The 23,749-nt window shown below is 33.3% G+C and carries 27 protein-coding genes; 17 read left to right on the forward strand and 10 right to left on the reverse strand.

What is annotated here, in order from left to right; genetic code table 11:
- Positions 1 to 5: 5 nt before the first annotated feature.
- From ACE94K_RS20520 to ACE94K_RS20560, 9 genes are all read left to right on the forward strand, one after another.
- Positions 6 to 518 carry a GTP cyclohydrolase gene (locus ACE94K_RS20520; RefSeq protein WP_378176897.1) on the forward strand — a complete coding sequence of 171 codons (513 nt, stop codon included), beginning with the start codon at positions 6 to 8 and terminating at the stop codon, positions 516 to 518.
- Between the two features lie 66 nt (positions 519 to 584).
- The gene (locus tag ACE94K_RS20525) at positions 585 to 953 is read left to right on the forward strand and encodes a hypothetical protein (RefSeq protein WP_378176899.1); all 369 of its coding nucleotides are present in this window, start codon (positions 585 to 587) and stop codon (positions 951 to 953) included.
- Positions 954 to 991: 38 nt separating this feature from the next.
- A complete protein-coding gene (locus ACE94K_RS20530) occupies positions 992 to 1,150 on the forward strand; it encodes a hypothetical protein (RefSeq protein WP_378176901.1) in 159 nt (52 codons plus the stop codon).
- Between the two features lie 580 nt (positions 1,151 to 1,730).
- Complete coding sequence (locus ACE94K_RS20535; protein ID WP_378176903.1) at positions 1,731 to 1,856, forward strand: hypothetical protein; 126 nt, start codon at positions 1,731 to 1,733, stop codon at positions 1,854 to 1,856.
- A gap of 45 nt (positions 1,857 to 1,901) precedes the next feature.
- Positions 1,902 to 2,063, forward strand: coding sequence for a hypothetical protein (locus ACE94K_RS20540; RefSeq protein ID WP_378176905.1), 162 nt, complete (start codon positions 1,902 to 1,904; stop codon positions 2,061 to 2,063).
- 232 nt (positions 2,064 to 2,295) lie between these two features.
- Complete coding sequence (locus ACE94K_RS20545) at positions 2,296 to 3,162, forward strand: AraC family transcriptional regulator (RefSeq protein WP_378176907.1); 867 nt, start codon at positions 2,296 to 2,298, stop codon at positions 3,160 to 3,162.
- A gap of 94 nt (positions 3,163 to 3,256) precedes the next feature.
- Positions 3,257 to 3,970: a pirin family protein gene (locus ACE94K_RS20550; RefSeq protein WP_378176909.1), complete on the forward strand. Its 714-nt coding sequence runs from the start codon at positions 3,257 to 3,259 to the stop codon at positions 3,968 to 3,970.
- Positions 3,971 to 3,982: 12 nt separating this feature from the next.
- A complete protein-coding gene (locus tag ACE94K_RS20555; RefSeq protein ID WP_378176912.1) occupies positions 3,983 to 4,612 on the forward strand; it encodes an NAD(P)H-dependent oxidoreductase in 630 nt (209 codons plus the stop codon).
- Positions 4,613 to 5,227: 615 nt separating this feature from the next.
- Positions 5,228 to 5,731 (forward strand): hypothetical protein, encoded by a 504-nt coding sequence (locus tag ACE94K_RS20560; protein WP_378176915.1) that lies wholly within the window; start codon positions 5,228 to 5,230, stop codon positions 5,729 to 5,731.
- Here ACE94K_RS20560 and rimO read toward each other — a convergent pair.
- Positions 5,728 to 7,029, reverse strand: coding sequence for a 30S ribosomal protein S12 methylthiotransferase RimO (rimO, locus tag ACE94K_RS20565; protein ID WP_378176917.1), 1,302 nt, complete (start codon positions 7,027 to 7,029; stop codon positions 5,728 to 5,730). The two genes, ACE94K_RS20560 and rimO, sit on opposite strands and share 4 nt — an antisense overlap.
- A 140-nt stretch (positions 7,030 to 7,169) precedes the next feature.
- Between rimO and ACE94K_RS20570 the strand changes: the two genes are divergently transcribed.
- Complete coding sequence (locus ACE94K_RS20570; RefSeq protein WP_378176920.1) at positions 7,170 to 8,267, forward strand: serine hydrolase domain-containing protein; 1,098 nt, start codon at positions 7,170 to 7,172, stop codon at positions 8,265 to 8,267.
- A gap of 6 nt (positions 8,268 to 8,273) precedes the next feature.
- Here ACE94K_RS20570 and ACE94K_RS20575 read toward each other — a convergent pair whose 3' ends face one another.
- From ACE94K_RS20575 to ACE94K_RS20585, 3 genes are read right to left on the reverse strand one after another with little or no spacing between them, the layout of a single operon-like run.
- A complete protein-coding gene (locus ACE94K_RS20575; protein WP_378176922.1) occupies positions 8,274 to 10,823 on the reverse strand; it encodes a TonB-dependent receptor plug domain-containing protein in 2,550 nt (849 codons plus the stop codon).
- On the reverse strand, positions 10,783 to 11,694 hold the full coding sequence (locus ACE94K_RS20580; protein ID WP_378176925.1) for a FecR family protein: 912 nt from the start codon (positions 11,692 to 11,694) through the stop codon (positions 10,783 to 10,785). The genes ACE94K_RS20575 and ACE94K_RS20580 overlap by 41 nt, the downstream gene beginning before the upstream one ends.
- A 47-nt stretch (positions 11,695 to 11,741) precedes the next feature.
- Positions 11,742 to 12,260 carry an RNA polymerase sigma factor gene (locus ACE94K_RS20585; RefSeq protein WP_378176928.1) on the reverse strand — a complete coding sequence of 173 codons (519 nt, stop codon included), beginning with the start codon at positions 12,258 to 12,260 and terminating at the stop codon, positions 11,742 to 11,744.
- Between the two features lie 112 nt (positions 12,261 to 12,372).
- Between ACE94K_RS20585 and ACE94K_RS20590 the strand changes: the two genes are divergently transcribed.
- From ACE94K_RS20590 to ACE94K_RS20605, 4 genes are all read left to right on the forward strand, one after another.
- On the forward strand, positions 12,373 to 13,452 hold the full coding sequence (locus ACE94K_RS20590; RefSeq protein WP_378176931.1) for a hypothetical protein: 1,080 nt from the start codon (positions 12,373 to 12,375) through the stop codon (positions 13,450 to 13,452).
- 35 nt (positions 13,453 to 13,487) lie between these two features.
- Positions 13,488 to 14,207: a hypothetical protein gene (locus tag ACE94K_RS20595; protein ID WP_378176934.1), complete on the forward strand. Its 720-nt coding sequence runs from the start codon at positions 13,488 to 13,490 to the stop codon at positions 14,205 to 14,207.
- 625 nt (positions 14,208 to 14,832) lie between these two features.
- A complete protein-coding gene (locus ACE94K_RS20600; protein WP_378176937.1) occupies positions 14,833 to 15,870 on the forward strand; it encodes a zinc metalloprotease in 1,038 nt (345 codons plus the stop codon).
- A 118-nt stretch (positions 15,871 to 15,988) separates the two neighbouring features.
- Positions 15,989 to 16,822 carry a M57 family metalloprotease gene (locus ACE94K_RS20605; RefSeq protein ID WP_378176940.1) on the forward strand — a complete coding sequence of 278 codons (834 nt, stop codon included), beginning with the start codon at positions 15,989 to 15,991 and terminating at the stop codon, positions 16,820 to 16,822.
- A gap of 79 nt (positions 16,823 to 16,901) precedes the next feature.
- On the opposite strand, the gene ACE94K_RS20610 is transcribed toward ACE94K_RS20605, so the two are convergent.
- From ACE94K_RS20610 to rpmB, 5 genes are all read right to left on the reverse strand, one after another.
- A complete protein-coding gene (locus tag ACE94K_RS20610) occupies positions 16,902 to 18,572 on the reverse strand; it encodes an amidase family protein (protein ID WP_378176943.1) in 1,671 nt (556 codons plus the stop codon).
- A gap of 101 nt (positions 18,573 to 18,673) precedes the next feature.
- Entirely contained in the window at positions 18,674 to 19,627 is a 954-nt protein-coding gene (ftsY, locus tag ACE94K_RS20615; protein WP_378176946.1) for a signal recognition particle-docking protein FtsY, read from the reverse strand.
- A gap of 125 nt (positions 19,628 to 19,752) precedes the next feature.
- The gene (locus ACE94K_RS20620) at positions 19,753 to 19,905 is read right to left on the reverse strand and encodes a DUF4295 domain-containing protein (protein WP_378176949.1); all 153 of its coding nucleotides are present in this window, start codon (positions 19,903 to 19,905) and stop codon (positions 19,753 to 19,755) included.
- Positions 19,906 to 19,909: 4 nt separating this feature from the next.
- Positions 19,910 to 20,092, reverse strand: coding sequence for a 50S ribosomal protein L33 (gene rpmG, locus ACE94K_RS20625; RefSeq protein WP_013868805.1), 183 nt, complete (start codon positions 20,090 to 20,092; stop codon positions 19,910 to 19,912).
- Positions 20,093 to 20,116: 24 nt separating this feature from the next.
- Positions 20,117 to 20,356 carry a 50S ribosomal protein L28 gene (gene rpmB, locus ACE94K_RS20630; RefSeq protein ID WP_118461811.1) on the reverse strand — a complete coding sequence of 80 codons (240 nt, stop codon included), beginning with the start codon at positions 20,354 to 20,356 and terminating at the stop codon, positions 20,117 to 20,119.
- 503 nt (positions 20,357 to 20,859) lie between these two features.
- On the opposite strand from rpmB, the gene ACE94K_RS20635 reads away from it, so the two are divergent.
- The 3 genes from ACE94K_RS20635 (at position 20,860) to ACE94K_RS20645 (ending at position 22,498) form a co-directional block, all read left to right on the forward strand.
- Positions 20,860 to 21,261, forward strand: a complete 402-nt coding sequence (locus tag ACE94K_RS20635; RefSeq protein WP_378176954.1) for a hypothetical protein — start codon at positions 20,860 to 20,862, stop codon at positions 21,259 to 21,261.
- A gap of 133 nt (positions 21,262 to 21,394) precedes the next feature.
- Positions 21,395 to 21,817 carry a hypothetical protein gene (locus ACE94K_RS20640; RefSeq protein WP_378176957.1) on the forward strand — a complete coding sequence of 141 codons (423 nt, stop codon included), beginning with the start codon at positions 21,395 to 21,397 and terminating at the stop codon, positions 21,815 to 21,817.
- A 279-nt stretch (positions 21,818 to 22,096) separates the two neighbouring features.
- Complete coding sequence (locus ACE94K_RS20645; protein WP_378176960.1) at positions 22,097 to 22,498, forward strand: hypothetical protein; 402 nt, start codon at positions 22,097 to 22,099, stop codon at positions 22,496 to 22,498.
- 7 nt (positions 22,499 to 22,505) lie between these two features.
- Here ACE94K_RS20645 and ACE94K_RS20650 read toward each other — a convergent pair whose 3' ends face one another.
- Positions 22,506 to 23,747 (reverse strand): competence/damage-inducible protein A, encoded by a 1,242-nt coding sequence (locus ACE94K_RS20650; RefSeq protein WP_378176963.1) that lies wholly within the window; start codon positions 23,745 to 23,747, stop codon positions 22,506 to 22,508.
- Between the last annotated feature and the right edge of the window lie 2 nt (positions 23,748 to 23,749).

Below are 23,749 nucleotides of genomic sequence, written 5' to 3' on the forward strand. Positions count from 1 at the left end.
GTAAAATGATCGTTAAACTAGCCGAAACTAATCTAAAAACCAAATTTGGAGAGTATCGTGAAATTTTATTTTACGATGGTCAGAAAGAATCTTTTGCCCTGGTTATGGGAGATATAGATGATGAAGAAAACGTATTATGCAGAGTACATTCTTCCTGCATCTTTGCACATCATTTTAACAGCATAGAGTGTGACTGCAAAGAACAGATGGAAATTTCTCAACAACTTATACAGAAAAAAGGCAAAGGAATTATCATTTGGCTCGATCAGGAAGGTAAATCTAACGGTCATTATGCACTGCTTAAAAGTATTCAATACAAAAAAAGTGGTTTATCACAAGCTGAATCATATGAAGCAGCAGGATTTAAAAAAGATGCAAGAGATTTTTCTCCTGCTGCAAAAATTTTAAACGAATTAGGTGTAGCTTCTATTTGCATGCTAACCAATAACCCGAAAAAAGTTTCTACGCTAAGTGAACATGGCATTATTGTTTCTGGCACACAACCCACAGTTTTATGATAAGAATTAGTAGAATAGAAGAATAGATCACATAAAGAATGATAGAGTTTTAAACTAAAAAAAATTATGACGCTAACTTCTTTTTATGGTGATCTTCTTTATCAAACGGATCAATACCCTTTAATAAAAGACCACTTATCTAAATTCACAGAGAGAATGTTGATAGGTATTAAAGAAAATCACGATTTCATTTTTCAGGAAATAAATAATTATCATCCGAATTATTTGGGTAGAGCTATAGATGAATTAAAAGCACTTAATCTAACAATGGAAGATTGTAAAACAACTATTGCTAGTGAATATGGTTTTAAGAGTTGGGATGTGATAGAACAACTACAGGATCGATATGATCACGATTTTGAAAAAGCTGTCAACTTTCTCATCGATGGGAATTTAGAAGAATTAAAAAACGAATCGAAATTAATCCTTCGATAATTACAAAAAGGTCAAAATATGGTCATCGAGCAACGTTATTGAATTACACTGCCAGCAATGGAGTAGAAATATGGAGACAAAAAACACCGATAAATCTTCCCGAAATGACGTATTTCTTGATCGATAAAGGTGCTGATCGTTATGCTACCGAATGTATATGGAGACAATTATACCACCTTGGACCTATTAAAATCTAGTATCCACCCTTTTGAAGCTGGTATTGAAAGAGAGATGATTAAAATTTTAGAATAATTTAATGCAATATCACGATAGAAATTAAAAATCTTCTATAAAATATGAGACTGAACTCTGTAAACAAATCACCTTTATAAATTTTGGGAATAAGAACTACTTAAAAAGAAGATGATTTACCTGTAAAAAATGCATTTTACTTTCATATTTTATTAAACATTTTTCATAAAAAATATATTTTTATTAAAAAATATTTAATCTAAACCGATTTTAAAAGCCTAATGTTACCATATTGTTAATTAATGCCTTTTTTGATTTTTATTACATTCTTAATACAAACATCTAAAAATTACACATATTTTATAGATTCATTTCCATACAGTATTAAATATTAATTTTTTTCTCTTTTTCTTTAAGAACTAACCATTGCATTTTCCTTCAAAACGCCTATACTCAAAGGGGTGTTAAGATAATTTTATGATTTTGGATCAGTTTTTTGAATACATTTGCGCCCGGTTTTGAAAAACCAGATTAAAAACATTTATAATTTTTATTAAGATGATCAAAAAAATCCCATTTCTTTTTATGCTAGTACTTGTACTTGCATCTTGTGAAAAATCTTCTATTGAAGAAGAAACGATAAGTGAAGAAACTGACAAACCAACAATCATACATATCCACGAAGAGGAAAATCATGGATTAGGAGACTAAGAATATAATACCTCAAAATAAAACAAAAATCATAAAACAAAAACAATGAAAAAAATTACATTTTTATTAGTATTAGTATTAGCTACTGCATTCGTATCTTGTGAAAACGAAACTATCGAAAGCCAAGTTGTCAATGAAGAGAATAACGATAACAACAATGAAGATGATAACACAGATGGTGAACTTGTGTTAGACGGTAATCAGTAAAGACTCACAAGCCTCTTTTTTTTTGAATATAAATTAGATTCATAAAGAGAGTGTAACAATAAATAAAAAGGGAAAGCCATTTTAGGCTTTCCCTTTTTTATTGTATTCTTATCAGCATACGATCAAAATATAATATCTATAAACTAAAACTTAACCATTCTTATGATTACAAAAAGTTGTAAGATAGATCGTATATTAAACCAAAAAAAATAGAACTGCTTACAATCAACATATGGCTTCCATAAAAACATATAAATTAATAGATGAAACAGAAAACCAAATCGTTTTTGACATCAAAAAAATGGAAGACATTTATGATAAAACCGGTGGTGTAGTCGACACACCTCACCGTCACGATTTTTATATCATACTATTAGTTTCTGAAGCAAAAGGAACCCATATTATTGATTTTAATGAATTTGCGCTTCAGGATCACCAAGTCTTTTTTCTTAGTCCCGGACAGGTGCATCAAATTAAAGAAGAACAAAAGTCCTATGGATGGGTGATTACATTTTCCCCACAATTTCTTGCAAAAAACAATATCGATTATCGTTTCATTGAAGATATCAGCTTATTCCAAGATTATGGTCATACTCCTCCTCTTGCTTTAAATGAACTTCAATTAAAACAATTGAATGCATATAGTTCTCAGATTTTTGATACCTATTACTCCGATTCCAAGTTTAAAATGGAAGCAATCGGAGCCTTATTAAAGCTATTCCTGATTTATAGTAATAACATTTGTGATATTCACCCAAAAGATCCCCAACAGCTCCATGTAGGTTCTGTTATCCTAAAGGAATATAAAAATTTAGTCGAAGAACATTTCTCAGATTGGCATAAGGTACAACAGTATGCAGAAGCATTACATGTTACACCGGATCATCTCAATAGAACCATCAAATCACTTATCGGAAAAACCGCCAAAGAGTATTTACAATCCAGAATTATTGTGGCCGCAAAAAGACTTTTAAGCTTTTCAGATAAAACTACTAAAGAAATTGGATATGAGTTAGGGTTTACTGAACCAGCTAATTTCAGTAATTTTTTTAAAAAGTGCACCGGCTATCCACCCTCTCATTTTAAGCAAAAGCCATAAGGATCGGATTTTTACAATATTCTTCCGTATTCTCATATTTCAGATCGTAATATAAACCCAGAACTTTGTATTCAATTATAAAGAAAGGAATATTATGAAAACTATATTGCACACATCAGATAGCAGGGGAACTGCTAATTTTGGATGGTTAAACTCATACCATTCTTTTAGTTTTGGAAATTACTACAATCCTGAAAGAATGAGTTTTGGAGCCTTAAGAGTGCTGAACGATGATACAGTTTCTGCGGGAATGGGGTTTGGTAAACACCCTCATGATAACATGGAAATTGTATCTATCCCTCTAGAAGGAGATTTAGAACATAAAGATAGTATGGGTAACATCACGGTTATCAAACAAGGAGATATACAAGTTATGAGTGCAGGAACCGGTGTTTTTCACAGTGAGTTTAATAAAAACACCGATAAAGAAGTTAAGTTTTTACAAATTTGGGTAACACCAAATAAAAAAAATGTAGCCCCCAGATATGACCAGATCAGTATTGATGAGGAAAACTTAGAAAACAATCTGTATCAAATTCTATCTCCTAATACAGATGATGATGGTGTTTGGATTCATCAGGATGCTTGGTTTCATCTCGGAAAACTAGAATCCCAAAACACACAAACCTATACGTTAAAGGATAAAAAAAATGGTGTTTATGCTTTTGTATTAGAAGGTAGCATTTCTATCGAAGACAAAGTTCTGGAAAAAAGAGATGGATTAGGTATCTGGGATGTTGAGCAAATTAAACTTACCTCAAATGAGTCTTCCAAGATATTATTAATGGAGGTTCCGATAACACAATAAAATTATACACAAATGCAACTATTAAAAAATCTGGAATGGCGTTACGCTACCAAAAAATTTGATTCAGCAAAGAAGATATCTGAATCCGATCTGGAAAAAATCAAAAAAGCAATTTCTTTATCTGCCTCATCTTATGGATTACAAGCTTATAAAGTTTTAATTATAGAAGATCCAGAAATTCGAAAAAGATTACAACCAAAATCCTGGGGCCAATCTCAAATCGTAGATGCCTCTCAATTGATTGTATTTTGTAATTATACAAAAGTAGATGAACACGTGATCGATGACTATCTAAAATTAAAAGCAGGCATACAAGAATTGAATTTTGATGATTTAAAAGGTTATGGTGATTTTATGAAATCTAAAGTTACTACGCTTTCTGATGAAACCACAAAAGCCTGGACAGCAAAACAAACATACATAGGATTAGGGAATCTGCTGGCAGCCTGCGCAGAATTGCAGATTGACGCTTGTCCGATGGAAGGTTTTGAACCCGAAGGATATGATGAAATTTTAGGACTATCAGAAAAAGGACTATCTGCTGCAGTGATCGCTACCATCGGATATCGCTCAGAAGAAGATGCAACGCAGCACAACAAAAAAGTTCGTAAGCCTTTTAGTAAGTTGTTTGAAACTATTTAGTCAGTCTAACAAACTATGGAAATAGAGGTTTGAGGTTAAAAACTCAAGCCTTTTTTTGTATACCCCAAATATATCATCAATAGAACTAGCAAGAAACCAAAACCCGCTTATTGCTTTTTCATCAACTATTTTTATTTATTATCAAGGATAAAACAGCTAAGATTGATCTTAAAACTCTAATGTTATTAAATTGTTAAGTTTGATGTTTTTTGAAGAAAAAAAGCATTGAATATCTTTCAATAAAAATCAAAAAATAATACATTCAGACAACTCATTTTTCTATTATCCTATTAATCTCTCAACCCCTGTCTTTTAGACATTACGAAAATGGTAACGTTATCTTCTTGTTGATTAAAAAAATGCAAAGATACTAGCTCAAAAATTGAGTTTTCGTATCCCTTTTTTGAATACTTTTGCGCCCGAATAAAATTAAATGAAAAAAAATGCGTTTAACATAAAACTTTGTCCCCATAATAAAATAATGACATAATGTTCTCTTATATATAGAATTAGCCAAAAAATCTAGAAGAGTAAGACGCAGCAAAATCGAGGATTAACTATAATCCTCGATTTTTTTATCTTTAAGTATTAGACAATCCTAAAACCATATCATAAATGATTAAATTCGGCATACCTTTTTTGCTATTACTTTTGGTGATCAACAATGTGTCAGCTCAAAAAAATAAGGATCATAAATACTCGGAATTTGATTTTTGGATTGGAGAATGGAATGTCTATAAACACGGAACCGATACTATTGTTGGTAAAAGCACAATTGAAGCTATTATTGACAACAAAGTTATCAAAGAAACCTATCACGCTACCACATCCAAATATCACGGAACTAGCTTAAACAAATACAACCCAAGAACTGATCAATGGGAACAATTTTGGGTAGATAACTCTGGACTAACATTACATATTCAGGGAAACCTTGTGGATGGAAAGATGATTCTTCAAAATAATATCACTACTAAAAAAGGATCACTATCCAATAAAATATCTTGGCAAAAAAATACTGATAATACGGTTAGACAAATATGGTCACAAAGTACCGATCAGGGTAAAACCTGGAAAATAGTATTTGATGGTGATTATAAACCTATTACGGAAAATTAGACAACCTCTCCGTACAGATCAAAATCTTCGGCTTCATATATTTTCACAGTAGTATATTCTCCAGTTTTTAGATAAAATTTAGACGCATCTATAAGTACTTCATTGTCCACATCGGGGGAATCAAACTCTGTTCTACCTACAAAATGAGGCCCTTCTTTACGATCAATCACTACTTTAAACTCCTGCCCTATTTTCTGTTGGTTTAATTCCCAGGAGATTTGTGACTGTATCTCCATAATCTCGTTAGCACGATCCATTTTTACCTCCTCTGGCACATCGTCTTCCAAATTGTAAGCATGTGTGTTCTCCTCGTGAGAATACGTAAAACATCCCAAGCGTTCGAAACGCATTTCTTTTACCCAATCTCTTAATGTTTCAAAATCCTCTTGTGTCTCACCCGGATATCCAACAATTAATGTGGTACGAATTGCCATTTCTGGTACCGCCGCTCTAAACTCCTTGAGAAGTTTAGTCGTTTTAGCCTTGGTGGTGCCGCGACGCATCGATTTTAAAATTGGATCTGCAATATGTTGCAATGGGATATCGATATAATTACAAATTTTAGGCTCTTGCCTCATTACTTCTAGTACTTCCATCGGAAATCCTGTAGGAAATGCATAATGCAAACGTATCCATTCTATTCCGTCAACCTTTACCAATTCCCGAAGTAAATCTGCCAATTTTCTTTCTTTATAAAGATCTAAACCATAATATGTGAGATCCTGAGCAATTAAAACTAATTCTTTTACTCCGTCAGCAGCTAACTTTTCTGCCTCTGTAACCAACTCTTCAATTGGAGTTGACTTATGCTTACCACGCATTAAAGGAATCGCGCAAAAAGAACAAGGACGATCACAACCTTCAGCTATTTTTAAATAAGCATAATTCTTTGGAGTCGTCGTTAATCTTTCTCCAATGAGTTCGTGTTTATAATCTGCTCCCAAAGCCTTCAGTAATCCAGGAAGTTCTGTAGTTCCAAAATATTGATCCACATCTGGAATTTCCTTTTGCAAATCCGGTTTATATCTTTCCGATAAACATCCTGTAACAAAAACCTTATCCACAATACCCTGATCTTTTTTCTGCACATACTCCAAAATAGTATTTACAGATTCTTCTTTGGCATTTGCAATAAAACCACAGGTATTAATGACCACAACATTTCCTTCTTCTTCATGTACCACTTCTTTGTTATTGGCCTTCAGTTGCCCCATAAGAACCTCACTATCATATACGTTCTTACTACATCCCAATGTAACCACATTGATCTTATTCTTCTTTAAAGTCTTTGTTCTCATATCTTCTGAATAAAGGTTTGCAAAGATACAATGAATAACTAAAGTTTAGCATATAATTACCAATAACTCTAGGCTTTAAGAAATAAGTCTTTTAAACCTTTTGTATATTGCATAGTCTTAATCTATGTAAACCCCAACATATGAAAAACAAAATGACTCCTCTTGTATTCCTAATTCTTGGTCTTATCTTTTCCTGTTCTGATGACTCTAATGAACTTTTTATTGAAGAACCGAATCCTGATCAAAACAGCATGTATTTCCCGCCTATAAATTCTGAGGAATGGGAAACCATAACAATTGCTGATTTGGGATGGAATGCTGATGCAGCAGCACCTCTTTATAATTTTCTTGAGGAAAAAGACACCAAAGCTTTTATAATCCTCAAAAATGGAAAAATTGTCATTGAAAAATATTTTAATGGAGGCTCAGCTTCAGACAACAATCCTTGGTACTCTGCCGGAAAGACGTTAACTGCATTTACTGTAGGCATAGCGCAACAAGAAGGTCTATTGAATATCAACGAACCTTCTGCAATATATTTAGGAACACAATGGGCAGATATTACCAACAATCAAGAACAAGCAATCACTGTGAGAAACCATTTAACGATGACTACTGGTCTAAATTACAACGTATCGAATCAAAATTGCACTGATTTTGACTGTCTAACGTATCTTAACGAAGCAGGTGATTTTTGGTATTATCATAATGCAGCGTATACGATACTAACAGATATCGTAGCTGGAGCCGTTAATACAGATTACAGTACTTATTTTGACACCAAACTAAAGGATAGAATTGGAATGAATGGCACTTGGGTGAGTCTTGGATATGCAAACATTTACTACAGCACAGCCCGAAGTATGGCTCGTTTTGGTCTCCTAAACCTCAATAAAGGAACATGGGATACCACTGAAATCCTTACAGATCAAAACTACTTTACCGAAATGACCACTACTTCGCAAAACCTGAATCAATCTTACGGATATTTATGGTGGTTAAATGGTAAATCAAGTTTTAGAGCACCAGCTTTCGAAACTGAATTCTCTGGAGAATTAATGCCGGATGGTCCGGATGATCTTATTGCCGGCCTGGGCAAAGATGATCAAAAACTATACGTAGTTCCTAGTCAAAATTTGGTAATTGTTAGAATGGGAGGCGATACTGGTGAAGCTTTGTTGGGACCCTCAAGTTTTGATAATGAATTATGGATTAGAATAAATGCATTAATAGACTAAAAAATATTAAAAAGATACTCTAAAAGTTGCATTAGGAGTGATCCCTAGAGAAGAATTGACTATTTCTTTAGGCTGATTATCTTGATCGATCCGGTAATAGTTACTAATGGTATTATTCCTGTCAGAAAAATTCCAAACAGAAATACCCGCGTGACACTTTAACTTTTTAGTAAGTTCAAAATCATAAGTAGCAGAGATATCCAATCGCATATATTCAGGAAGCCTACTACTGTTAGCAGGGTTATAATTAATTTCGTTGTTTGATACTTCATTCATGAACTCGGGTCTTGTAGTTGGCAGACCAGAATGCCAATTTAAGCCTGCAGATACTTTTAAGTCTTTAATAGTATATGCTACTCCCAAATTGAATGAATGCGTTATATCTATATTATTCGGAAACAGGTTCTCCTCAAAAGCTTCAAAAGTATATTGGTTATTTGCATATGAATATCCCAACCAGGAACTTAGATTTCTAAATCTTTTATTCACAAGAAAATCTACACCCGTAACTGTATATTCACCGATTGCCGTTACAAATTCGTATTGATTCTGAAATCCTTGGCTTCGAGCAGTAATTCCTTCTACAATTTTATGGTATCCTTCAGAGCTGATCAGCCATCCTTTTCGATTGTATTGTAATCCTGCAGAAACTTGCTTGCCTTTAATCACAGGAATATCTTCATCATTCGCTAAAACCCACCTCCGTTTTTCTATACCTAGAAAATCATTTTGAAAATTAATAATTTGAGACGTATTCTGATGTTTGAATTCCCCCAATATTTCAAAATTAAAATAATTTAAAAACTTCTGATTATAGCTAAACCTTGGTTCAATAATATGGGTATTGAATTTCTCATTAAAACTATATCGAATTCCAACATTAACCGAATTACGTATGTTTCTTCCTTTATAACCAATTTGTGAAAATACACTATGATTTCGTATGACTCTCACTCTATTTCTTCGAAAAACAGGATTATCAATATCATTAAGATTAGACACTCCGGTTTCCATAAGTTGATATCCATTAAGCCATGTAATATGATCTTTTAATAAATAGCGTGTATTAAGTTTTACACCTGTTTCAGATACAATGTTCTCTTGTAAAAATCTTTGCTGATTCTGTAGGTCAGCATTCTCAGATTTCAGCGTATAATCTGTTTCATAAACTTGTAAAGTAGATGTAAACTTATCATTCCAGTTTCTATGATACCAAATCCCACCTGCTATACTATTCTGATTTAGACTACTTTGTCTGGAAGTATTCACTGAGTTTATCGTAGCATTTTCTGTAAATACCAATTCATTACTAATTCCTAGAAAGTTGATTCTTACGAAGTCTTTTTCTGAGATCTTCCAGTTCCATCGCAGATTAATATCATAAAAGTCAAATCCGATATCTGTTTCATTATTATCACCAATCTCACTATCCTGAGAGATCCTATCAAAATATTGCTGGTAAGTTGGCGTTTCAAAAAATTCATTTATCGCTTTTCTTGCAGAAACTTGTACAGATGATTTTTTACCTACAGGAATATCTGCGAATATGTCGGCATTTATAAGATTAATTCCAATCGTACTTTTAAAATCAGTATTTATTGTAGTATCTGTATTCATTAAAATTGTTCCTGAAACACCGTCAGCATATTCTACATCTGTTCCGTTTTTAATTACCGTTGCTTTTCGTGTAATAGATGGATTAAAAATTGAAATAAGACCGAAAAAATGTCCGGATTGATACATTTTAATTCCATCCCAAAGAATTAGGTTTTGATCGTGTGAACCACCGCGTATATTTATATTGGAAACCGTCTCATCTGCACTTTGAATACCCGGAAGCGCCTGTATCGTTTGTAGCACATCAGCTTCAATCAAACCCGGCAATATTCCAAATTCATCGTAGTCAATCTGAAAAGCACCATCATCCGTTTTATTAATCCCTTTTGTTAAATAATCCTTTAGAATTACCTCTGCTAAAATTTCAGTTTTTGGTGTTAAGTAAATAGGTGCACAAATATCTCCAACAAAAGAGCTGATTATTCTAGAAATGGTTCTAAAACCTAAGTAACTAATGGTTATAATTTCTTTTTTATCAAAAACTTCTAATTCAAAGTACCCTTGTTCATTACTTATGGTAGATGTTTTTTTTCCTCTTATCGTTACTCCAGAAAGTGGGATTTCTGTGGTTAATTCTTTGATGAATCCACAAATAAAGAAAGACTGACTCCCTTTATTTACAGCGATAAAAGTATCGTTAACAACAGTAAATTTGAGTCCTGTTTCTTTTCTTAGAAAATTTAAAACCTGATCAAAGGATACACCTTTTGGAACAGCCGAAATAAAGACATCTTTTATTGTATCGTCTGCATATGTAAATTGATAAGAAAATTTTGTTTCGATCTGTGCTAAAACATCAACCAAGGGTAGAGATTCCCTTGTTTCTGTATTTTGGGCATTTACTTGAAAAAAAATAGAAACAAAAAGGAGGAAGATGATAAAATCTCTTCCTATTTTATTATTCTTTAGTGCGTAGTATGATGTTGTTTGAATTTTCAATACTATAAGTCAAATCTAAGGGTAAAGTTATAGATTTTAACCCATCTTCCATATCATTATGTTTAAAACCTCCTGTAAAGAGTCTTTTTGTGTCAACATTTTTAACAACAATGCGCACATCAAACTGTCTTTCAAACTCATTTATAACTTCATAGAATGGAATACTTTTAAAACTACTAATATTACTTAACCATTGGGGGCGGTTTAGATCAATAGTTTCAAAAGTAATCTTCCCATCTATGATTTTAAAAGCACTTCCCGCTGGTAGGTTTTGGTTGTGCTTTAAAGTTTTAACTTTTACGAGGCCTTCAAAACATTTAACTTCAAAATAGTTATCCCTATTTTTTACATTAAACTGAGTACCTAAAACGGTAACTTTACCATCTTTTGTGATCACATCAAAGGCAGAACCTTTCATTACTTTAAAAAATGCTTCTCCATCCAGATTCACTTCTCTTTTATCATTCCAGGTATTTTCATTAAAGAAAATCTCTGATTTCGAATTAATAACTACTTCAGACTGATCCGGAAGTTCAAAACTTAGTTTTTCACTTGCCATTGTTTTGAATGCACTATCGCTATTTGTAAAGAAAAAGAACGTTATACCAATCAGCACAACTAGGGCCGCAGCAATTTTAAATAGCGGTTGGTACCAATTTCTTTTTTTAGAAACTGTTTCCAAAGGATAATTCATTTTAGCATATATTTCCTCAACATCTGCTATTTCTGAAACATCTGAGGCCCTAAAGTATTGAGCACCTTCAAGAATTTTGGTATGCATGTGATAATCATCCAATTTCTTAAAAGCCTCAAGTTCGGGGTCGGTTAGTTCTTCTGCTAACCACTTCCTTATAAGATATTCTTTATCCATTTCACTTTTGGGTCTATATATATAACAACTAACTTCTAAAAACTCCTTTATTTAAATCCTTCTATTTCGTTTTTTAGCTTTTTATACGCCGCATATATTCTATTTTCTGCAGCTTTTCTGGTAATTCCCAGCATCTCGGCAATTTCTTCATGTTTTTTTCCTTCTACTTTATTTAATAAAAAAGCAGTACGTTGATCATCAGTTAATCTACTTAATGCCTCCTGATACCTTTGCAAAAACTGTTGTTGTTCTAAAATAAATTCTGGTGATTCATTGGTGTAATCTTTTGGTTTTATCTCTCTATGCTTAAGTACTACCTTTTGATGTTTGATTGCATTGAGCATCATATTTTTTGCCACTTTAAATAAAAAACCTTTTGCTTTTTGAGGTGAGACCTCCTTACAGTTAGACAATAGTTTGATAAAAACATCCTGCATCTTATCGTTAGGCTCTAAAGTCTCTCCATATTTATAGTAGAGAAAATTATATATGTCCTTAGAGTACTTTCGATATATCATCGAAAACACCTTTTCATCACAAACATTTTCCTGTAATTCTTTTGACATACGCAAAGAAGATTTGAAGGTAAATGTAGAAAAAAGCAAAAAAATAAAAGGAGTTTTTAGAAGTTAGTTGTTTTAGTATCTACAAGACCGACTTATTAGCACCCAAAATATCATGAAAACACAAATCAACTCTTTACTACTTTGTTTAACGATCTCTATGTTCGTCCTAACCTCGTCATGCAGAACAGAACTTGATGAAGAAATTGGCGCACCACAGGATCGAACACTTGCTGCAAATTCAAAAGTTGCTGATCTAATGCTTAAGACAGCCATGAATGATGGATCAGGTGATAATATTCTTGATGGCACCAGCTGTTTTGATGTAGCATTACCCGTTATGCTCAATGTTAATGGGATTGATATAACGATCGACAGCGAAGATGACTTCGTACTAATAGAGGATATTTTTGACGAATTCGAAAATGATATTGATAATTTAGAATTTATTTTTCCGATCACGATAATTTTCAGTGATTTTTCTGAAATGATTATAGAAAATGAAAATCAATTAGAAACATTCATAGAAGATTGTGAGGAAGATGAAGAAGATGAGGACGATGATATCGAATGTATAGACTTTCAATACCCTTTTTCAGTATCGGTATTTAACGAAAATAGTGAATTACTAGAAACGATCACTTTTACTAGTGATCAAGAATTATACAATTTTATTGAGGATCTAGATGAAGATGATATAGTAAATATCGGATTCCCTATCACTGTAATTCTTTCTGATGGTTCAGAAATTCTTATCAATAGCCTTGATGATCTTGAAGAAACAATTGAAGACTCCATAGACGATTGCGATGAAAATGATTTAGGTGAAGAACGTTTTACACGAGTTATAACAAGTCAGTTACTAGAAGTTCAAAAATATAAAGACAACCAAAGCAACGAAACCAATAATTACAGAAACTACACTTTTGATTTTTCAGAAGATGGCACTGTAATCATCACATTAGAAGACAACGACGGTGATGATAGCAACAATGAAATCACCAACGGTACCTGGTCTGTACGTACCAGAGCTGATGGTGGACTAGAAGCTATACTGGATTTTGGAACTGAAGCTCCTTTAAACAAGCTGAACAACAATTGGAATGTCAAAAAAATAAAAGAGAATAGAATCATGCTTGATGACAGAGATGGAGATGGTATTAGTAACGATGAATTATTCTTTGACAGGGCTTAAATAAAAACCTCAAAATAACACACAAATTAACTATTATGACAAACTACTTTAAAATTAAAATCACCTCAGTTTTATCTCTAATCTTTATTTCGTTAACCACGTTGTTTTTATCAAGTTGCGAAAACGAAACATTAAATTCATTTGATGAAACAAAAGAAATAGAAACAGGAATAAATATAAAATCTTTAACTGTTTCAGAAAATGGCGAAGTCCTTCCTTTTAGTATGGATCTTATGGCAGGACAACACCACCTAGCAGGTACAGTAGAAGTTACTGCCGACGAGACAAACCTTTATGTTACCTATAAAACCAATTGCTCTCAAGAAGACGAGACTGAAAGTCGCTTAAACACATCTACAAACACCGGGAGCTGGACGCTAAAAGCAACACACTTATATGTAGGTAATTGCGAAGACCTACCAACAACTAAAAAAGGAAATCCTAAAATAGGTAAATTTCCTTATAAAACTGAGCACGGTGATGGTGTAAGTGAATTTACGTATACAATTCCATTAGCAGATATCGGAACATGTTTTTGTCTTGCTGCTCACGCCGAAGTTGACTGCGGAGATTGTGAAGATGAAGACAATGATGATGACACGGATGATGAAGACACTAAGACTACAAAATCAGACAATGATGATTATTGTGGTGAAGAAACAGCTTGGGCTGCCGGAAATGATTTCCCTGGAAATAGCTGGGCAATGTTCATAGAATTCTGTATCGAGGATGATCAAGATGATGAAGACTCTTAGAAAAGAGTATAAATAATAAAAAACACTAAACTATTATAGAATTGACACATCACAAGACGCGTAACTTTTACATCAAATAATTTATTAGAGGATTATTGATGACAAGTAGATACTCACTGAATTAAACCTAACAAATATCACTACCCTATGTCAATATTAAATTTAGTAGAAAAACATCAGATCTTAGTATATGGAGGCTTTATAGTTATCTATTGCACCTCATTATTTTTAATAACCGTAAAATTATAAACTACCAACAAATAAGTTGGGGAAAATTGAGTTGAATCTGTAGTAAGTATTCAACCATCCGAAATCTCTGAGAATAGCATTAATTTTTCATACGTAAGACCAATTTCTCTATCACTGCAGAGGTTTCAATTATATCTTTATTTTGGTAAAAAGGAGATGTCCCAAAAAGGACCTCTCCTTTTTTTATTAACTTATCTTTAGTAGTAAAAATACTACTTTATTTATTATTACTTAAAAATTTAATTATCAATGGTTTAGTATACAAAAAAGCATTATATTAATTAAAAATATCACAAGTTTTTATAAAATATTTTGCGTATTTAACATTCTTTTAATTACATTTGAACGAATCATTTAACTCAATTTATATTTTTTTATGAAAAAAGTATTTATGGGCTTTGCGGCCCTCGCACTAATCGTAACGGCTTGTTCTAAAGATGAAATTCCTGAACAGGAGATCACACAAGAACAAATCATCAAAGAAAACGGGGAAATCACAGGAAAAGCTAGAGCTTGTCATTCTGATTATATCCTAAAAAAACAATTAGAAGAAAATCCTGAACTTGCTAACAAATTAGCTGCAATCGAATCCAAAACTAAACGTTTTGTTGACTCCAAAAGACCAGGAAACGGAAATGGAAATGGCGGCGGCGGAAACGGCGGCGGAGGTGGTGATGAACCAGCAACTGATTTTCCTGTAGTTAATATTCCAGTATATGTTCATGTAATCTACAACACAAGCCAAGAGAATATTAGTGACGCTCAAATCAATTCGCAGATGGCAGTTCTAAACAAAGACTTTAGAATGACCAATTCTGATGCTAATCAAATTCCTAATGAATTTGCAGATAAAGCTGCTGATACTCAAATCAACTTTACGCTTGCTGGAGTTACCAGAACTTTTTCTTCAAGAACTTCCTGGGGAACCAGAGACGATATGAAAAAATCAAGTCAAGGTGGCGTTGACCCAGTAGATCCTTCAAATTATTTAAATATGTGGGTTTGTAATATTGGTGGCGGAATTTTGGGATACGCACAGTTTCCAGGAGGAAGTCCAGACACCGATGGAGTAGTAATCGCTCCTCAGTATTTTGGAACACAAGGCTATGTTGCCGCTCCTTTTGATGGCGGTAGAACCACCACTCACGAAGTAGGACACTACCTAAACCTAAGACACATTTGGGGAGATGGTCGTTGTAGACAAGATGATTTCGTAATTGACACTCCATCTTCAGACAGAGCAAACTATGGATGCCCAGCGTACCCAACGACTCATTGTAAATCTACTGATATGACTATGAACTATATGGATTATGTAGATGACGCCTGCATGTACATGTTTTCTAATGGTCAAAAACTTAGAATGAGAGCTGTGCTAGAAGATGGTGGCGCCAGAGAATCTTTAGCAAATTAAACATACTACACAAACGCATCTATTTCATATAGATGCGTTTTTTTATACATTTTTTCAACAAGTCTTTTCAAGATCTTGTTGTACATCTATTTTATTTAACTCAAAAAACACTCAACTTATGAAAAAAGGTAGACTATTACCAATGTTCGGAGCTGCGTTACTAACAGCTTCTTTGTTTATTTCCTGTGAATCCGATTCTACAGAAGAAATACAATCAATTGACCCATTAGTAAAAGCAAAATTAGAAACCTTAGGATTTGATACAGAAACAGCGTTTGAAGACACCTTCGACGGGAAACAAGGTTTTGCTGTAGAAGATATCTTTCTAACAGAAAAACAGATTGAAGAAATGTTACCAACAGTAGCATTCGGAAACGAAAACAACAAACACTATAGAACCACTAATGTAGTCAGCACCCCAAGAACGGTTATGGTTTATATGGATTCTAAATTCAATTCAACCATGCAAGCCGCTTTTGATGATGCATTAAACCGTTATAACAGTTTAGGACTGGACATCTCTTTCCAAAGAGCTAATACTGAAGGAGCGGATATTGATATTTTATCTCAAAAATTAAGAAGAGCTCCGGGAGGCGGTATTATTCTTGGCAGAAGTGCAGGTTTTCCTGATGCAAATGGAAACCCAGCATCACCAATTGTACTAAATTCTGATATCTACAATCCACGTAGAGGAGGCATTCCTGCAGATGCAGCGACTGTAATTGCTCACGAAATAGGACATGCTATTGGATTTAGACACACTGATTATTCTGATCGTTCTTTTAGCTGTGGTGGATCAACAGCTGACGAAGGACAAGCAGGCGTAGGAGCTATTTACATTCCAGGTACGCCCGCAGGACCAGAAAATGGATCTTGGATGTTAGCTTGTAGCAACGGTACCGATCGTCCTTTTACTTCTGGAGACAGAACTGCGTTGCAGACAGTGTACTAAAAAAATTGAAACTCTAAACGCTTGTACAGTTTTTAAAATACATTTAAATAGCTACCGATTTGGTAGCTATTTTTTTGACTTAATCCAAATATTTTTCGGGCATCTTACGTGCTTCTGATATTGATTCATATCCGTGTCCTAATTGCAGTAATTTATATTCTGTAAAAGGTTTACCAATAAAAGTAAGTCCTTTAGGTTCTCCTTTATCAGTGTACCCCATCGGTACGGTAAGCGCAGGATATTTTGCTACAGCTGCGTATCCTGCATGATAATTATTTATAGACAAAAAAACATCGAGATGATAAGTATTAAGCTGACTATCAAAATAATTTTGGGCTACATCCTGAAGGTTTTGCTTTATTTTTTTTAGCTCTTTGATTGTGGTAGTATCTTTTATAATTCCTTCAAAAACTCCTTGACCATATGGAATCCTAACGAGAGTATCCTGCAAATTAAAAGTGATAACATCTTCAACAGTTTTGACAGTAATATCATCACTTGCATATAAATTTATATATCTTGGAAGATCTTTTTTCATATCCACATTCAAAATACTTAAAAAACCTGGTAGTGCCACTTGCTCTGGTTCTACGATAACCATCTCTCCTCCTGCTTTCTTTATTTTATCAACAGATTGAGCGTACAAAGAATCTTCTAAAAATGATTTTACCACGCCAAAACGCTTCCCTTTGAGGACTGATTCTTTTATTGATTCTAAAAAATCAACCGTAGAAGACACTGAGGCACTGTCACTAGAATCTTCGCCAACCATAGCATTTAGTAATATTGCATTATCGACAACACTTTTTGTCATAGGCCCGGGCGTATCCAGAGTGCCGGAAATAGGTACTATTCCAGATCTACTCAACAAACCGATTGTCGGTTTCAATCCTACAATAGAATTCTGACTAGATGGAGAAAGTATAGAACCACTCGTTTCTGTTCCAACTGCTGCAACACAAAAATTAGTTGCAACCACCACACCACTCCCTGAACTAGATCCTCCACTCTCAAAAACCATCCTTCCGTAAGGATTAAGCGTTTGTCCACCCATAGCACTATATCCCACCGGACATCCTGAACAGAAAAAATAAGCCCATTCACTTAGATTGGCTTTGCCTAAAATCAAAGCATTCTGCTCTAACAACCTGTCTGCTATGAAAGCGTTATCTGTTATATTATTTTGCAATGCGATTGCACCTGCTGTAGTCGGCATATCCTTAGTACCAATATTATCCTTAAGCATAATTGGTATTCCAAAGACAGAATTAACATCAATAGTGTTTTTATCCACTTTATCCAATTCTCTTGCTTGTTTTACAACTTTTGGATTTAAAGATATAACTGCATTTAGAGATAAAGAATTATCACTCTCATATTTTCTAATTCTATAAATAAAAAACTTAACCAACTCTTCATATGAAAGCTTACCTTCTTTTACACTTTGCTGAATAGCAGGTATATCCTTTTCAATGATAAATTTCTTCAACTTATTGTAATCTTCTGCGGAAAAATAATCTAATTCCGATTCTAAGGATCTCCATATATCATTCTTATCTAAAACTTTAGAATTCACAAGTTTCAAATGCATTCTTTCTTGATCAAGATTCCTTGTAGCCTTTAAGTCTTCAGACTCATCATAAGGCTCCCAAACTACTCTAGATTGTATCTCTTTTTTAGATTCTTGTTTTTCTTTTTTACAGGAACCCAAGACCAAAAGTGATATAAAAATAAATACTAATTTTCTCATAGAATGACTGTTATGAAGATATTTTAAGAACTGAAAATATAAAAAAAAGGTGCTCTGACTATATCACAACACCTTTTTAACTATTTCGTAACAGTGGTATACTACTTAAAAAAAGAATCTACAAATTCGTATTTATTAAACACCTGAAGATCTTCTATACCTTCTCCTACTCCAATATATTTTACCGGAATCTGAAATTGATCACTTATCCCTATTACCACTCCTCCTTTTGCAGTTCCATCCAGTTTTGTTACCGCAAGTGAAGTTACCTCTGTTGCTGCAGTGAATTGCTTTGCCTGCTCAAAGGCATTCTGACCGGTAGAGCCATCCAACACTAACAAGACATCATGCGGAGCATCGCCAACAACCTTCTGCATTACACGTTTCACCTTAGTCAACTCATTCATCAAATTCACTTTATTATGCAATCGTCCGGCCGTATCGATAATGATCACATCAGCATCTTGATTTACTCCGGATTGCAATGTATCAAAAGCTACAGATGCCGGGTCGCTACCCATATCCTGTTTTACGATAGGAACATTAACCCGATCAGCCCAAACTTGTAATTGATCAATAGCTGCCGCCCTAAAAGTATCCGCAGCACCCAAAACCACCTTTAATCCTTTTTTGTTAAACTGATAAGCCAACTTACCGATGGTTGTAGTTTTACCAACTCCATTAACACCGACCACCATTAAAACATATGGTTTCTTACCTTCTGGAATTTCAAAGTCCGTAGCTTCTCCAGAATTAGTTTCAGAAAGTAAACCTGCAATCTCTTCTCGAAGAATTTGATTCAACTCTTCAGTTCCTAGGTATTTATCCTTTGCAACTCGATCCTCTATTCTTTCTATAACTTTAATCGTAGTCTTTACACCTACATCACTCGATACCAAAACCTCTTCGAGGTTATCCAGTACATCATCGTCTACCTTAGATTTACCGGCTACAGCCTTGCTCAATTTGGAAAAAAAGCTGGTTTTGGATTTTTCTAACCCTTTATCTAGGGTTTCTTTTTTCTCAGAAGAGAATATTTTTTTAAACAAACTCATGTGTTGTATTCAGGATACTAATCATTTAAATGTATGGATTCACCATAAAATCGCATAAATATAAAAAGAAAGAGCCATTCCAATTAGATTGAAACGGCTTCTTTTTAAAATATTTTTTTAAGGAATTACTTTTTCTTAAAAAAGTCATCTACAGCATCAGGCTGCATAATTGACTCTACAAAAGTATATGCTCCTGTTTTTGGAGACTTGACCATTTTAATAGCCTTTGTCAATCTCTTTGACCCTGTCTGTAACGATGCTACTGATTTCTTTGCCATTTTCTTATTTTATTTCTTTATGAACAGTCATTTTCTTTAGAATAGGATTAAATTTCTTTATTTCCATTCTATCAGGAGTATTCTTCTTATTTTTTGTAGTAATATATCTAGATGTACCTGGTTGACCAGAAGCTTTATGCTCTGTACATTCTAAAATTACCTGAACTCTATTACCTTTCTTTGCCATTGTAGTATCTTTTTAAAAGCTGATTTATTTTGTCAAGAAACCTTTAGCTCTTGCTTCTTTTAAAACAGCAGCAATACCGTTTTTATTAATATTTTTTAAAGCTGCAGTAGACACCTTAAGTGTTACCCAACGATCTTCTTCTGGAATATAAAAACGCTTTTTTATTAAATTCGCGTTGAATTTACGTTTTGTTTTATTCATAGCGTGAGAAACATTATTTCCCACCATCGCTTTTTTACCTGTAAGCTCGCAAACTCTTGACATCTCTTCTTGATTTTGGTATTATTTCAAAACAGGGTGCAAATTAACGAATTATTTACCGAACCACCAATAATAGTTTTGTAATTTTTTGGTGTTTTTTTAATTTTTCTGTCAATCCCTGTCAAAACACCATAGGTATAGACTTTTTTGTAAAATGATGTTCCTATTTTTAGCTTTATTAAACTAGTATAAAATATTCCACAAGAGTACTAAGGAAATTCATCTGAATAAAACAGGTATTTATACCTATATCACATATCATACATACCCATTACTTTTACACCAGTTAGTTTTCATAACTGTAACTAACTACTTGATATGGGGTAATTGAGTAGTAAACAAGCGGATCTAAAAAAGATCCGCTTTTTTTATTTATCATAGTATGTACTTGGATCCAATATTATAAATTCTTACAATTCTTTTTTTCCTACAAAAAAAATACTAAAGAACTTATTCAATTGGTTGATTTTTAAAGTCCGAAATCGTATATTGAATAAAAAAATGTTATGCTCCAAAACAGTACTCATAAACTAGTGCGCAAGCACGTTTTAGATATTGGAACCTTTTATTTTTATGACAACTTTCTTATAGCAGAAATGAATGAAGGGGTTTCAATTGACTTCGATAAAGCTTCTAAATTGTTTTTATTAACCAAAGAACATTATGGCAACAATGTTCCTTTTGTTTATATAACTAATAGAGTAAACTCATATTCGTTTAAACCTACAACACATTTTAAATCGGCGAAACTTTTCCCGAATTTAAAAGGCTATGGAGCGGTTATTTACGATTCTATCAACAATAAAATAGCCTCACTTGAACAATCTTTTCTTGATGTACCTACTAAAATTTTTGACAATCTTGAAGACGCAGTACAGTGGGTTGATGAACTAATCGTACACGACTAAATTATTTCATACCCTTTAAAACATAAATAATTAACACAAAAAATGTTTTTTATTTAAAATAACAGGAAGTTTTTTAAAGATGTATTAAAAAACACTATATTACGGTTGTAATTGGAAAACGTCAAGGCTAAAAATGGTTCACGATTTTAATAAAAAGCTTATTAATAAGCACGAACTTGCTATTGGAGCATTTTATTTTTATAAGAATCATATCATCTCTGAAATAAAGGAAGGTGTAATACTCACTTTTGAAAACTGTACTGACTTATTTGAATTAATTCATTCGCACTACGGAACCACAACTCCTTTTGTTTACATATCAAACCGAAAAAATTCTTATTCGTTTGTCCCGACTGGACATTTCAAGTCTTCAAAACTATTCCCCAATTTTATTGGATATGGAGTAGTGACTTATGATGCAATTAACACAAAAGTGGCAGCATTAGAACAATCATTTCTTGAAAATGAAACTAAAATTTTTGATAATTTGGATGAAGCCATCCTCTGGGTAGACAATCTCATTACGGCACCAAACAGTACAGACTCAAATCCTTAACAAAGGCTAGACAATCTCTTAATAAATAGACTTAATCTTCTACAGCAATATTAAATACATTGCATTTTTGGAATAATTAATTACAATTGAGATCCAAAATACAATTTTTATTGTTTTGTTAATGTTTTATTAATTTCCAAAGAAAATAAAACTGGTGTCGGCTAGGCTATAACGTTTGAAATTCTTAAAAATATTTTAAAATACTGAATTTCAACACCTAAAAAGAAATTATTACCACTCTTTCTCGACGTATTCATAACTAACAGAAAAATAAAAGTTATGAGCGTTAGACTAAATGACACATTGATTCAAAAGTACGACCTCAATCTAGGCACTTATTACATCTATGATCAATATATGATTGCGGAGATCAAAGAAGGTGAAGTAATTACTTTGGGAAAACTTGACGACCTAATACCCGTAATACTAAAACATTATGGCGACGGTAGACCTTTTACCTATATTTCTGACAGAGTAAACTCACATTCTATTGTACCTACAGATTATCTGAATTGTCCACTAAAATATATGGATAATTTTAAAGGATATGGTGTAGTTACTTACAATTCAATAAGTACAATATCTACGGAAATTGAAAAGCACTTTGCTCAAAGACCTTTTTATAATTTTAAAAATCTTCAAGATGCTATTGAATGGACAAAAAATGAAGCCATTAAATAAGAACCTACTAATTCAGTTCATTAAGAAGTAACTCGAAAGATTTATTCACCGCTTTCCCAATAGTTCTTTCTCTAGAGTTACTAAATACAAATTTTTCAGAAAATACACCGTTTGGATTAGCAATTGCAATATAAACGGTACCTACTTCCACATCACCATCACCTTTTGACGGACCAGCATTACCAGTGGTAGCTATAGCGTAATCAGATTTAAACTGATTCTTAACACCTACAGCCATTGCTTCTGCAACTTCATGACTTGTTACAGTAAATTTTTTTACTATTTCTTCTTCTACTCCTAAAACATCAATTTTAGATTGCGTAGCATAAGTAACAGCACCTCCTTTAAAAAAAGATGAAGAACCTGCGTGAGCAGTTATAGATTCCGCTATTTTTCCACCTGTACAGCTTTCGGCGACTGCTAAGAACTGTCCACGAGAACATAGAATTTTACCTATTAATACTTCAATGGGTTCGTCCTCTTCGAAACCCACAATAATATCTCCAATATAAGTGTGCAAGTCGGCAATTCTTTCTTCTATGGTATCTTTTAAAAGCTTTTCGTCTAAACCACGAGCAGAAAGACGTAGCCTTACTCTACCTAAATTAGGAAGATATGCCAACTTTATAAAAGACGGCAAATCATCTTCCCACTTCTCTATTTTTTTTGCAATTGCACTTTCGCCTAACCCATAAGTTAATATCGTTTTATGAATAATGTACGGGCGTTCAAATTTTGTCTGAAGTCTTGGAAGCACTTCATCTTTCATCAAATTTTTCATCTCAAAAGGCACTCCGGGCATGGAAACAAAAACTGTGTTGTTTTTTTCAAGCCACATTCCTGGTGCAGTACCAAAATTATTCTTCAAAACTGTAGATGTACTAGGAACAAGCGCTTGCATTTTATTAATATCTGTAACCGGAGTGTGAATATATTTTGCAAAAAGATCTTCAATATGTTGCAAAACAGCATCATCCTGAATAAGCGTGTCATCAAAAAACTCGCAAATAGTATGTTTGGTAATATCATCTTTTGTCGGACCCAGTCCACCGGTGATCAGTACAACATCTACCCTATTCTGAGCATTTTCTAAAGCTTCAAGAATATGTTTCTTATCATCTTGGACAGAAGTAATTTGATATACATCAATACCGATTTTATTGAGTTCTTTACCAATAAAAGCAGAATTAGAATCTACAATCTGACCGATTAGAATTTCATCTCCAATGGTGATTATTTCTGCCTGCATAA

This window comes from Aquimarina besae (assembly GCF_042434905.1).
Classification (GTDB): Bacteria; Bacteroidota; Bacteroidia; order Flavobacteriales; family Flavobacteriaceae; genus Aquimarina.